Raw genomic sequence first — 12,082 nt, forward strand, 5'->3', positions numbered from 1 at the left:
CCAAAAGCTAAACGCTTTCATTTATCATCGTCATTCATCAAGGAGGATTTTTGATGACACATCAGCATGCTGCAATTGGTGACCTTTATTATGGAATACCAGCGATTCGCCTTAAATTCGGGCGTTATGAAGCGGTAGCCCTGCCGGGAAACGGCGCAAATCTGATTTCTTTTCGTGACAATGAGACGGGATATTCTTTTCTTCGTGAGCCGGAAGCTGACAGCATAGAGGCTTTTAAACAAAGTCCGTCAGTCTATGGGATTCCTTTCCTGTATCCTCCGAATCGGTATGAGGATGGCAAATTCCTGTGGAATGGAGTTACATATGAACTGCCCATCAATGAAACGGCCACCCACAACCATTTGCACGGTTTTTTACACACCGTCCGGTGGGAGGTTGAGGACTACGGATCTGGAGAACAGGGCAGCTATGTAGTAATGAATCAGCATGTGAGGGAAGGACATCCCATGTTCCGCTATTTGCCGTTCACCTTTACCATCAAGCTGACGTACAGCCTGGACGAATTTGGACTGCATCAGCGTTATGTGATCCACAACGAGGGTGATCAGCCGATTCCAAACCTGTTTGCCTTTCACACGGCTATTCGGGTTCCGTTCGTACCGGATAGTTCGCCGGAAGACTACAAAATTAAGGTTACTATCGGTGAGCGTAGGGAGCTGACAGAGCGGTTGTTAGCCACAGGACAGTTCCAGCCATTGTCGCCGGAAGAGGAACTGCTGAAGACAACGGGAGTAAGTCCTTATTTTGCCTCCATGGATAATCATTACACGGCAGCTCCGCAAAATGGACGCAACTATATGGAGCTGACACACAGTAAGACAGGCGCTACTCTCGTATACGATGTAGGCACGGCCTATAAGCATTGGATGATCTGGAATAACAAAGCGAACAAGGAATTCATCTGTCCTGAGCCGCAAATGAACATGATCAATGCACCGAATCGTCCGGACTTGCCTGCAGAGGAGATCGGGTTGATTGCACTTGCTCCAGGCCATATTTTTGAAGCAACCAGCCGTTTATATTGTGTCATACCTGCACAATCGAAATCCTAGTCTTAGTCTATATTTTATCGGAATAAGCCTGTATCGTGTCCAACGGTGCGGGCTTTATTTTGTTGATAGGAGAGGTGGAGAAGACAAGTATTACAGGCAGAAGCCTAATGAGGTGAGGAAGGGAACATATGAAAAACAGGTTGCAGGATGGCAAGCCGCTATAGTATGATACGAAACAGGAGATGATCAGATGAATCAGGAAATGGTGCCTTTTCAAGCCGTCAAACGCAAGCAAATCGCCGATGAAGTGGCTGAACAGCTGCAACGAAAAATAGCTACTAATGAATGGGATGTGGGTACAAAAATTCCGACAGAGCCTGAGCTGATGAAGCTTTTTGGAGTAGGGCGTTCCACGGTGCGTGAAGCGGTCAGCGTTCTCGTACATGCCGGTCTATTAGAGAAAAAACAAGGACACGGAACCTTTGTCTGCCAACCGACGACTTCCCAGGAGCCTCTGGATTACCGACTGAGTCGCGCTGAAATAATTGAAGTCTATGAGGTGCGGAGTGTGTTGGAGCTGGAAATTGCCAGACTGGCTGCTTTACGACGTAAGGATGAAGATTTACGCTTGATGCGCGAGGCACTGGACCGTCGTGCCGTGACATTGGCCGCTGGAGATTTGAACGGGTATCTGGATGCGGATATCACTTTTCACTTGGCTGTTGCAGGGGCTACACGTAATAAAGTGCTTACAGATGTGTATCGCAGCTTTGTAGAGGCGATTCGGAAGGCGCTGAAAAATCTCGTAACCGACCCGGCGATGCAAAATCCTTTTACACTTCAGCATGAGAAAATATATGAAGCGATCCGGGATCAGGATGCCAAAGCTGCCGAGCTGTACAGTATTCAGCATTTGGATGGCACCAAGCTGGAGCTGCAAAAGCACATGGGAAATTCATAATTTTTTTTAATCTTAAACATCAGATGATCATATGAATAAAATGATTCGTAAATCTTTTATATCGAGCATCTCCTAAAATAAAACCAAAGGTGGGTTCTGTATGCGCAAAATATGGGTGTTGGACACAACGTTAAGAGATGGAGAACAAGCACCAGGAGTAAGCCTGACCAGCACAGAAAAGGTGGAAATTGCCCTTCAACTGCAAAAATTGGGCGTAGATCGGATTGAAACTGGTTTTCCGGCTACCTCGCCAGGTGAGATATTCAGCATGCAGGAGATTGCCAAACAGGTTACTAATTCAACCTTGGTTGGTTTTGCTCGGTCGAAAGAGCAGGATATAGATGCGGTTAGAGATGCGCTGAGGGGAGCGGAGGACGCTTGTCTTCATCTTTTTCTGGCTACCTCACCCATTCACCGCCAGCACAAGCTGCGAATGGACAAGACGAAGGTACTGGAGACCGCAGCCGCAGCTATTCGTTATGGGCGCAAGTATTTTGACAAGGTAGAATTTTCGGCAGAGGATGCCAGCCGTACCGAGCTGGACTTTATTTGCGAGGTCGTGGATATGGCGATCCGCGCTGGAGCAACAGTCGTCAATCTGCCGGACACAGTGGGTTATGCTTCGCCGGATCAGTTCGGTGAAATGTTCAGAATCGTAAAAGCCCAAGTGCCCGGCATCGAAAAAATACAGCTCAGCACCCACTGTCATGATGATCTCGGCATGGCAACAGCTAACACACTCGCGGCCATCCGTAATGGTGTAGACCAATTTGAAGGCACAATCAATGGCATCGGGGAACGTGCCGGAAATACACCAGTGGAGGAGGTCGCGTTGGCTCTTGATACCAGAACCGAGCTTTATGATGCGCAAACCAGTCTGGTTCTGGAGGAATTGTATGCCACCAGTCGCTTGGTGAGCAAACGCACAGGGATGCCAGTACCGGGGAACAAGGCTATAGTTGGAGCCAATGCTTTTGCCCACGAGTCCGGTATACACCAGGACGGGATGCTAAAGGAGCGTACAACGTATGAGATCGTGCTCCCCGAGCGCATCGGCTTGAAGACAAGTAAGCTTGTACTTGGCAAGCATTCGGGTCGGCATGCGTTCAAGGAAAAGCTGGCGGACATGGGGTTTGATGCTTTGACAGAGGAGCAGCTTCAGGAGGCGTTCCGAAAATTCAAAGCCTTGACGGACAAGAAAAAACAGGTGCTGGATGAAGATCTGCTCGTCCTGATGGATGAGAGTCGCAGTGCCTTGCCTCAAATTTACACGCTGGATTCCATCCAGGTATCCTATGGCAATCAGTCGGTTCCGGTAGCGTCTATTCGACTGATTAAACAGGATGGAACAGCTATTGATGAAGTGGCGATGGGAAACGGCTCCATCGATGCAATTTTTCATGCTATAGACAAGGCCAGTAGTGAAGAAGTGGAATTGGAGGATTATTCGATCCAATCTGTAACGTACGGTAAGGATGCACTGGGTGAAGTGCATGCTGTTCTGAGACAAGGAGAGTACACCGCCCGCGGAAGAGGCGCGAGTACAGATATTTTGGAAGCCAGCGCCAAAGCTTACATCGACGCGCTGAATAAACTACTCGGCAGAAAAGAAGTTCGCACTAAAGGCAATATCACCATTAGCTGAACCGACCTCCCCGGTTTGTAGCTGACGATACATTCCTCCTCCGGCCTAATCGTAAAAAAGCGCTTGCAATATATATGATAACCTTTGAAATTTAATGTATAATAGGCAAGGAAGTCACCATATTTTGTCTGAATTACATAGGCCAAGAGGAGGAAATGAATTGAACTACCGCATCGAAAAAGATACGTTGGGTGAAATCAAAGTACCGGCAGATCGTCTGTGGGGAGCGCAAACACAGCGCAGCAAGGAAAATTTCCCTATTGGCTCGGAGAAAATGCCATTAGAGGTTATTCAGGCTTTCGCCGTGCTCAAGAAGAGTGCAGCGATCAGCAATTATAAGTTGGGCAAGCTGTCACAGGAGAAGCAGGACGCCATTATTTATGCGGCGGACGAAATTCTTGCTGGACGGGTCGATGACCATTTCCCATTGGTCGTATGGCAGACAGGAAGCGGTACGCAATCCAATATGAATGTGAACGAAGTGATTGCTCATCTCGGAAGTCAATGGCTGCAAGAGCAGGGACAGGATGCAAAGCTGCATCCCAATGACGATGTGAACATGTCGCAAAGCTCGAATGATACATTTCCGACGGCGCTTCATGTAGCGGGTGTCATTGCAGTGGAGGATCACTTGCTGCCTGCTATTGATAAGCTGAAAGAAACCTTCCAGCAGAAGTCAGAGCAATTTAAGGATATTATTAAAATTGGACGTACCCACTTACAGGATGCCACGCCGCTTACACTGGGTCAGGAAATCAGCGGCTGGTATGCCATGCTGGATAAAAGCAAGCGAATCATCATCGACACGGTGCAATATATGAAGGAGCTTGCGATTGGCGGTACAGCCGTGGGTACGGGTATTAACGCTCATCCGGAGTTCGGTGACCGAACCTCTGCGGAAATTTCCAGCTTCACTGATAAAACGTTCACGTCCGCACCAAACAAATTCCATGCGCTGACGAGTCATGATGAAGTGGTTGCCGTACACGGAGCCGTTAAAGCGCTTGCTGCTGATTTGATGAAAATCGCCAATGATGTTCGCTGGCTGGCAAGTGGCCCGCGTAGCGGCTTGGGTGAAATCACGATTCCTGCTAACGAGCCGGGCAGCTCGATCATGCCGGGTAAGGTCAACCCGACCCAGAGCGAGGCACTTACAATGGTCGTTACGCAGGTCATGGGTAATGATGCAGCTATCGGCTTTGCTGCGAGCCAGGGCAATTTTGAGTTGAACGTGTTCAAGCCGGTCATTATTTATAATTTCCTGCAATCCGTGAATCTGCTAGCGGATTCAATTGTAGCCTTTAATGACAACTGTGCGGTTGGCATTGAGCCGGATCTCACTAAAATTGAGCATAATTTGAACAATTCGCTGATGCTGGTGACAGCATTAAATCCGTATATCGGATATGAAAATGCGGCTAAAATCGCCAAACTTGCGCATGCGGAAGGGCTGTCTCTCAAAGAAGCGGCTCTGCGTAGTGGATTGTTGACCGAGGAACAGTTCGATCAGTATGTCGTACCAGCGAATATGATTCAGCCCAAAGCATAAAGCGCGACACTTTTCGTAGTTTAAGCCTATAGAAAAAACCAGCTGATAATTTAAAACAAAGTTTGACAAAGATCTGTTAATGTAAAATTAAGGAAAAAAGGAGGAGGAATTTAAATGGACTATCATCCCATTAATCTAAACGAAAAGTTGTCGAAATTTACTGAGCATTGGTCTCCCAAAGTCATTGGTGAAATGAATGACTATCAGTTTAAGCTAGTCAAGATTCAAGGGGATTTTGTATGGCATAAACATAACGAGACTGATGAGGTATGTATAGTACTTGACGGGGAGATGGCCATTGAATTTCGTGATGGAGAGGTCAAACTATCAAAAGGAGAAATGTATGTGATACCAAAAGGTGTGGAGCATAAGACCTATGCTGAAAAGGAATCCCATATAAAGCTGGTGGAACCAAGAGGTGTTGTCAATACTGGTGAAACAGAAGGCGAATTGACTGCTGAAAACGATGTATGGATTTAAACCGATAAGTTAGTAGTTTTCGAAAAGATTTGGGACCCCGCAAATTGATCTTTAAGAAAAGGCACAATTTGTGGTGCAACACAGGTAGAAAGAATCAATCTTTTGATCAAAATTTATTCAAAAGCAACACCAGCTCATGAAGTGCTATTCTAGCACAGACCGTGAGCTGTTTTTTTTAATTTTTTTTATCTAAGATTAGTATTCTGTGTGATTTGAGGGTATATAGATAAAAGGCGAAAAAATGAACATCTATTTTCAAGATAGGAGAAGCCGTCGTATGGAACAGACAACTATTATTAATTTTATTGTGCTTTTGCTGTCTGGCTTGCTACTGGTTGGCGTACTGACTACCAAATTTTCCAGTCGTTTCGGCATGCCTGCGCTCGTATTGTTTATTGCCGTCGGCATGGTGCTCAGTCAGTTTATTTATTTTGATAATGCGTTTATTACGCAGTTGGTGGGCATTCTCGCGCTCATCGTTATTTTGTTTGAAGGCGGGATGCAAACGAAATTTGCAGATGTTAAGCCTGTCATTCGGCCTGCGATGTCACTATCGACGCTTGGCGTCATTATTACAACTGTGGTCATTGGCGTTTGCGCCAAGTTTATTTTAGGCGTGAGTTGGATGGAATCCATGCTGTTCGGAGCTATTGTAGGATCGACGGATGCGGCAGCAGTGTTTTCCGTTTTAGGTGGTAAAAATATCAAGAAACGAATTACGTCCACGCTGGAAGCGGAATCTGGAAGTAATGATCCGATGGCCGTTTTTCTCACGGTAACGTTGATTGAGCTGATACATCATCCTGAGCAATCCATTTGGGTACATATTTTGCTTTTTTTATGGGAAATGGGTTTTGGTCTGGTCGTTGGTTTTGTGCTCGGACGCATAGCTGTATTTGCCATTAATAAAATGAATTTTGATTCATCCGGTCTGTATCCTGTGATGGCGCTGGCATTTGCGGTCTTAACGTATGCGGCCGCATCCTTACTGGAGGCAAGCGGCTTGCTGGCGGTATATGTCATGGCCATCGTGCTGGGTAATTCGGACCTGACCTACAAGCGGTCTATTATTCATTTTAACAACGGCTTCGCCTGGATGGTGCAGATCATGATGTTCGTCCTGCTCGGACTGTTGGTTTTTCCCGATCAGCTGCTCGGCATTGTGTGGCAAAGCTTGGCGCTTTCCTTCATCCTGATGCTCGTAGCCCGTCCGATTGGCGTGTTCCTGAGCCTGCTTTTTTCCAGGTACTCTATACGCGAAAAGACACTGTTATCCTGGGCAGGATTAAGGGGAGCGGTACCGATTGTACTGGCTACCTATCCACTGCTGGATGAAATGGATGTGGGGCCGCTGTTTTTCAATGTCGTATTCTTCGTCGTGCTTACCTCGGCCATTATACAAGGTACGACCATTTCGTGGCTGGCGGTGAAACTCGGCTTAATGGACCCTAACGAAACGTCATCACCCTCGCTTTTGGAATTGGTATCTCTAGGGAAAACCACCTCGGAGATCAATCACATTCAGGTGCAGGAGGGGATGTCTATTGTGGACAAAGCGATTCAGGATATGCAGCTTCCCGATGACATTTTGTTCACCGCTATTATTCGAGAGGAGCAGATTATAGCTCCGAGAGGCACGACGGTGATTAAGCCGGGGGATACCTTGTATGTGCTTAGTCCGAAGCTCAAGCGCCAGCAAATGAAAGAACTGTTCATGCTGCTTGAACCGGAGGCCGCACCGTAAAAGGGATTGCAACGGCAACTAAACGGGTTCCGAGCAAGCGTGAAATTTAACGTAATTTTCCAAGCAGTCCTTCACATTAATGTGGAGGGCTGTTTTATTGTATTCTTTTTCGGTATGATGAATCTGTTAAAAAATTGACACTATCATTCTACAAAATTAGTTTATGATATTGTCGTTAGATGTCGCTGCCGATATGTTACCCTCTGAGGATCAGAATCAGCAGCATGGCTGTCCTGAACAACAAACCCTATCAGCCTCATAGAGAACGGGGTTATATTCAAGACAGAAGTCAGCATACAGGAGAGATGACGAATGAAACCGGAAGTCTTGCCACAGCGTGCAACAGCCCGCAGGCAGAATAACAAAAAAAAGAAACGAAAAGGAAAATTCGGTCGCTTTATGGCGCGGCTTTTTATTGTACTACTGCTAGCAGGAGTCGGGGGCGGTGCGTGGCTGTTTTTAACGCCATCTGGCAAGGACTTGCGCTACTTGGCGGCGGATACGCTGATCACAACACAACATCGTCACTGGGCAAAATATTTTATTGGTGAGGCGGAGGCGCAGAAGCGAGTGGCCGAATATTCGGCCCGTTTCGAGCAGATGGGCGAGGAGAAGGACAGACATACGATCAAGCTGCCTGATCTGACACCGACCAAGATCCAGCAAACGCCGCTGGTTGAAGTAGAAGAGGTATCCGGTCGTAATTATCACGGCTATGTGATGACGGTGCATGACCCCACTAAAATCAGACTCGGGATTCCTGCCAAGGTAGGCAAAGGAGAAAGAGTATCCAGTATGGTAGAGCGCCTGGGAGCTGTTGCAGGCGTAAATGGCGGCGGCTTTGCCGATCCCAACTGGAATGGGAATGGCTTTAAGCCGATCGGCGTTGTTATTTCACAGGGCCAGTTATATTACAATGATATGGGAAAAAACGCTTCTGCCCAAATCGTAGGGATTGATAAGCAGGGGAAAATGGTGGCCGGGCATTATTCACTGTCCGAGTTATCCAAAATGAATGTGCAAGAAGCGGTTACCTTCCAGCCACGCTTGATCGTGAATGGTAAAGGTCTTATTCGCAATGCAAGCGAAGGATGGGGAATTGCTCCCCGTACGGCAATGGGGCAAAGAGCAGACGGCGCGATTATTTTTGTGACCATCGACGGTCGTCAGCCGGGTTACAGCATCGGTGCCAATTTGTATGATATGCAAAACATTTTACTTAAACACGGAGCGGTTATCGGTGCTAATCTGGATGGTGGATCATCGACCGTGCTCGTCAAGGATCATGCCATTGTAAATAAACCTTCTTCTGAATACGGCGAGCGGTATTTACCGACAGCATTCCTCGTATTTGAGCATCCAGAGAACATAAGTATCCCTAACATTTGGGAAGGTATGAATCCTGGAGACATTGACGCAGCCAAGAAAAGATAGAGTTGGAATATAAAAAGCGCGTACCGCAGAAGTGAAAAATGACTTCCCGGTACGCGCTTTTTTTTGATTCTATTAAGCGTCATTCTCTGCTTCGAGAAATACGGAGATCAGAATACGTGCGTTGTTTTCTCCAATGTTTTTGGCATAATGCGGAATGGCTGCTCTCCAGCTAAAGGAATCTCCTGCTTCGAGGGTAGCCGAATCCTCACCTTGCTCCACATATACCGTGCCTTCCATAACAAAATGAATCTCATCGCCCGCATGAGCATGCTCTTCTTCCGTGGATGAGCCTGGCGGCATGTCCACCAGCATCATTTTGACGTTACCCTGGCCCCCCAAATGGTCAACCTGAAGCTTATTTTTGCCATAGACCGTTTTGCGTCGTTCGTCCTTGCGAATCACCTGCATCCGTTCCTCTTCTTTGAGCAGCAGAAAAGCGAGGGGCACCTTAAGTGCATTAGCGATGCTGTCCAATGTAGCAATGGAAGGGGATGTTTTATTGTTTTCGACTTGACTCATAAAACCTTGAGATAATCCGGTTCGTTCGCATATTTGCTGGATGGATAAATTTTTACGTTTACGTGCGGCGCGTATGTTGCATCCTATACCCATAGAAGGTTCCTCCTTTAAGAAAATATAATGTATACTAATTTATTATTTATCATACCAAATATTTTGTTGACAGACTATAGTTTCTTATGATAAATTCACATTACAAAATAATTATTCCTATTACTAATAATTTGAGTTTGACTCATACTTATATAAGTTACAGTTTAGTGCAAGATCATTTTATTTTTTTAACCAAATTATTAGTAATATAAAATAATTATTAATATGTGCTCATACGGGTACGAAAAAAATATTCAGAATGGAGAGATAAATATGAGTTCAGCAAGCAGAAACATTTCTACAATTATGCGGGTGGCGTTGGGTATCTTGTTTTTGGCGCACGGAATTGCTAAATTTCAAATGGGGCTGGGTAATGTAGCTGGCTGGTTTTCCAGTATTGGTGTTCCGGGATTTTTAGGTTATGCCGTTGCAGTAATTGAGTTAGTCGGAGGAATTGCTTTAATTCTTGGATTGCTTACCCGTTATGTATCTGGACTTTTTGTAATTGTATTAATCGGTGCGATTTTCACAGCAAAATTGTCCGGCGGTCTTATGGGTAATGGTCAGGGAGCAGGTTATGAGCTGGATATTTCCTTTATTCTGGTAGCTCTGCATTTGGTATTTGCGCCGCCGACTCGTTTGTCTCTGGATTCTTTGTTCAGCCGTCGTACTTCAACAGAACAGTAATTTATAATTAACGTAGTCCTCCAATCCATGTAGAAAGAGGGAAATCTCATGACAGCACATATCCATGACAACACCAGAATCGGGCAGGTTTCATTAAAGGTTAGTAACATGGAGCGCTCTATTCAATTTTATACCGAGGTCGTTGGTTTTCAACTGCTGCGTCAAACGGCGGACACCGCTGAATTGACAGTCGATGGAAAGCAACCGCTGCTAACCCTTAAGTTTATTGAAAATGCAGTTATTCTCCCGCGCCAATCCGCAGCCGGATTGTATCACTTTGCTATTCTTGTACCGAACCGCGTTGCTCTGGGCCTGTCTCTACGTAATCTGCTTGTTCATGAGATTGAAATCGGACAGGGGGACCATGATGTAAGTGAAGCTCTGTATATCCATGATCCGGATAATAACGGGATTGAGATCTATGCGGATCGTCCTCGTGATCAGTGGAAGAAAGATGCAAATGGGTATTACATTATGGGTACAGATCCTGTGGATGCAGAAGGCTTGGTCGCAATTTCCGAAAATTCACCATGGCAGGGGCTGCCCGAAGGAACGGTAATTGGACACGTTCACTTCCATGTGTCTAATTTGCTCAAGGCACAGCAATTTTATTGCGATGTGCTCGGTTTTGATATTACATGCCGCTATGGCTCGTCTGCTTTGTTCGTATCCGCAGGTGGTTACCATCACCACATGGGCTTGAATATATGGGCAGGGGAAGGAGCGCTCCCAGCTCCCGAGCATGCTGCAGGCCTGGATTATTTTGAACTGATTGTGCCGAATCAAAAGGAACTGGAGGCCGTTGTCGTCCGTTTGACTGCGGCAGGATATGTAGTGGAGGAACGCGATGGTGCCAAATACGTAGCTGATCCGTTCCGCATTCATATCAAACTGGTTACCGACGGCCAAACCGTTTAACATATCAGGAAAGTAAAATAAGAGGGTATTCCCGTAAGCCACATAGGCTGGGAATACCCTCTTCTTCGTGAACTAAAACAAGCTCCAATCCAAATCCCGCGACATGGTCTCCAGCAAGTGTACACCCGCTGTACTGTTGCCCATGCGGTTTAGAGAAGGTCCGACCAGTCCAATGCCATATCGTCCGGGCACCATCGTCATAATGCTGCCAGACACGCCACTCTTGGCGGGCAGCCCGACCTGAATGGCAAATTCTCCGGATGCGTCATACATGCCGCATGTGGTCATAAAGGTTTTGGCAATCTGCACATAACGGCGGGGAATCAGTGGTACACCCGTGACCGGATCACGTCCATTATAGGCTAATACGAGCCCCATACGCGCCAAATCCGTACAGTTCAATTTTACAGCGCAATGCCTGAAGTAAACCTCCAGCACATCCTCAACATGTCCGCGCAGAATTCCCTTTTCCATCAAGAAATAGGCAAGGGAACGGTTCAAATGGCCTGTTGCAGATTCCGAATCGTAGACATCCTGATCATATTCCAGCTTGTCATTACGGGTAAGCAGACGGAAAAATTGCAGGACACGGGCGAACTTCTCTTCGGGACTGTTCCCACGAATCAAAGAGGACACGGCGATGGCTCCGGCATTAATAAGCGGGTTAAACGGGATGCCCGGCTCGACCAGCTCCAGCTTCAGCATGGAATTAAAACGGTCTCCGGTAGGCTCCATACCGACCTTGGAGAAGACAACATCCTCACCATTATCCATCAAGGCCAAAATAAGCGTGAATACCTTCGAGATGCTTTGCATCGTAAAGCTTATTTCGGTATCTCCGGCTACCACGGTCTCGCCGGTTCCGTTCATCACAACAACACCCAGCGCGTCGGCAGGGGCTTTGGACAATTCGGGAATATACGCTGCCACCTTGCCATGGATATACTGATGACGGCTTTGTTCCACCCATTCCGGCAGTTTGGTCTGTATTCTCTGCCACTCCGATGTCATTTCTTTTCCTCCAGTCGAGTAACCATCC

At 46.7% G+C, this 12,082-nt stretch carries 11 protein-coding genes; 9 read left to right on the plus strand and 2 right to left on the minus strand.

Features of this window, described 5'->3' with window-relative positions; genetic code table 11:
- The first annotated feature begins 53 nt into the window (after window positions 1–53).
- The 7 genes from ABH897_RS13660 (at window position 54) to ABH897_RS13690 (ending at window position 8,826) form a co-directional block, all read left to right on the plus strand.
- Entirely contained in the window at window positions 54–1,073 is a 1,020-nt protein-coding gene (locus ABH897_RS13660) for an aldose 1-epimerase (protein WP_283656104.1), read from the plus strand.
- A gap of 190 nt (window positions 1,074–1,263) precedes the next feature.
- Entirely contained in the window at window positions 1,264–1,974 is a 711-nt protein-coding gene (locus ABH897_RS13665; protein WP_404520147.1) for a FadR/GntR family transcriptional regulator, read from the plus strand.
- Between the two features lie 100 nt (window positions 1,975–2,074).
- Window positions 2,075–3,619, plus strand: a complete 1,545-nt coding sequence (locus tag ABH897_RS13670) for a 2-isopropylmalate synthase (protein ID WP_404520146.1) — start codon at window positions 2,075–2,077, stop codon at window positions 3,617–3,619.
- Window positions 3,620–3,779: 160 nt separating this feature from the next.
- Window positions 3,780–5,168, plus strand: coding sequence for a class II fumarate hydratase (gene fumC, locus ABH897_RS13675; RefSeq protein ID WP_404592206.1), 1,389 nt, complete (start codon window positions 3,780–3,782; stop codon window positions 5,166–5,168).
- 114 nt (window positions 5,169–5,282) lie between these two features.
- On the plus strand, window positions 5,283–5,648 hold the full coding sequence (locus ABH897_RS13680; RefSeq protein WP_404592208.1) for a cupin domain-containing protein: 366 nt from the start codon (window positions 5,283–5,285) through the stop codon (window positions 5,646–5,648).
- Between the two features lie 277 nt (window positions 5,649–5,925).
- Window positions 5,926–7,392: a potassium/proton antiporter gene (locus tag ABH897_RS13685; protein WP_404592210.1), complete on the plus strand. Its 1,467-nt coding sequence runs from the start codon at window positions 5,926–5,928 to the stop codon at window positions 7,390–7,392.
- A 312-nt stretch (window positions 7,393–7,704) separates the two neighbouring features.
- Complete coding sequence (locus tag ABH897_RS13690) at window positions 7,705–8,826, plus strand: phosphodiester glycosidase family protein (RefSeq protein ID WP_404592212.1); 1,122 nt, start codon at window positions 7,705–7,707, stop codon at window positions 8,824–8,826.
- A gap of 72 nt (window positions 8,827–8,898) precedes the next feature.
- Here ABH897_RS13690 and ABH897_RS13695 read toward each other — a convergent pair whose 3' ends face one another.
- The gene (locus tag ABH897_RS13695; RefSeq protein ID WP_134914680.1) at window positions 8,899–9,438 is read right to left on the minus strand and encodes a helix-turn-helix domain-containing protein; all 540 of its coding nucleotides are present in this window, start codon (window positions 9,436–9,438) and stop codon (window positions 8,899–8,901) included.
- A gap of 273 nt (window positions 9,439–9,711) precedes the next feature.
- Here ABH897_RS13695 and ABH897_RS13700 point away from each other — a divergent pair, with 273 nt between their 5' ends.
- Both ABH897_RS13700 and ABH897_RS13705 read left to right on the plus strand, forming a co-directional pair.
- Window positions 9,712–10,125 carry a DoxX family protein gene (locus ABH897_RS13700; RefSeq protein WP_404580379.1) on the plus strand — a complete coding sequence of 138 codons (414 nt, stop codon included), beginning with the start codon at window positions 9,712–9,714 and terminating at the stop codon, window positions 10,123–10,125.
- Window positions 10,126–10,173: 48 nt separating this feature from the next.
- The gene (locus ABH897_RS13705) at window positions 10,174–11,043 is read left to right on the plus strand and encodes a VOC family protein (RefSeq protein ID WP_404592214.1); all 870 of its coding nucleotides are present in this window, start codon (window positions 10,174–10,176) and stop codon (window positions 11,041–11,043) included.
- Between the two features lie 72 nt (window positions 11,044–11,115).
- Here ABH897_RS13705 and glsA read toward each other — a convergent pair whose 3' ends face one another.
- On the minus strand, window positions 11,116–12,054 hold the full coding sequence (glsA, locus tag ABH897_RS13710) for a glutaminase A (RefSeq protein WP_283656097.1): 939 nt from the start codon (window positions 12,052–12,054) through the stop codon (window positions 11,116–11,118).
- Between the last annotated feature and the right edge of the window lie 28 nt (window positions 12,055–12,082).

Origin of the sequence: Paenibacillus sp. RC73, from assembly GCF_044908085.1 — a bacterium.
GTDB classification, from domain to species: Bacteria; Bacillota; Bacilli; order Paenibacillales; family Paenibacillaceae; genus Paenibacillus; species Paenibacillus terrae_A.

Coding starts and splice junctions, on each gene's coding strand:
- glsA (WP_283656097.1), bottom strand. CDS start 12,054: ATGACATCGGAGTGGCAGAGAATACAGACCAAACTGCCGGAATGGGTG.
- ABH897_RS13695 (WP_134914680.1), bottom strand. CDS start 9,438: ATGGGTATAGGATGCAACATACGCGCCGCACGTAAACGTAAAAATTTA.
- ABH897_RS13665 (WP_404520147.1), top strand. CDS start 1,264: ATGAATCAGGAAATGGTGCCTTTTCAAGCCGTCAAACGCAAGCAAATC.
- ABH897_RS13705 (WP_404592214.1), top strand. CDS start 10,174: ATGACAGCACATATCCATGACAACACCAGAATCGGGCAGGTTTCATTA.
- ABH897_RS13680 (WP_404592208.1), top strand. CDS start 5,283: ATGGACTATCATCCCATTAATCTAAACGAAAAGTTGTCGAAATTTACT.
- ABH897_RS13685 (WP_404592210.1), top strand. CDS start 5,926: ATGGAACAGACAACTATTATTAATTTTATTGTGCTTTTGCTGTCTGGC.
- ABH897_RS13670 (WP_404520146.1), top strand. CDS start 2,075: ATGCGCAAAATATGGGTGTTGGACACAACGTTAAGAGATGGAGAACAA.
- ABH897_RS13700 (WP_404580379.1), top strand. CDS start 9,712: ATGAGTTCAGCAAGCAGAAACATTTCTACAATTATGCGGGTGGCGTTG.
- ABH897_RS13660 (WP_283656104.1), top strand. CDS start 54: ATGACACATCAGCATGCTGCAATTGGTGACCTTTATTATGGAATACCA.
- ABH897_RS13690 (WP_404592212.1), top strand. CDS start 7,705: ATGAAACCGGAAGTCTTGCCACAGCGTGCAACAGCCCGCAGGCAGAAT.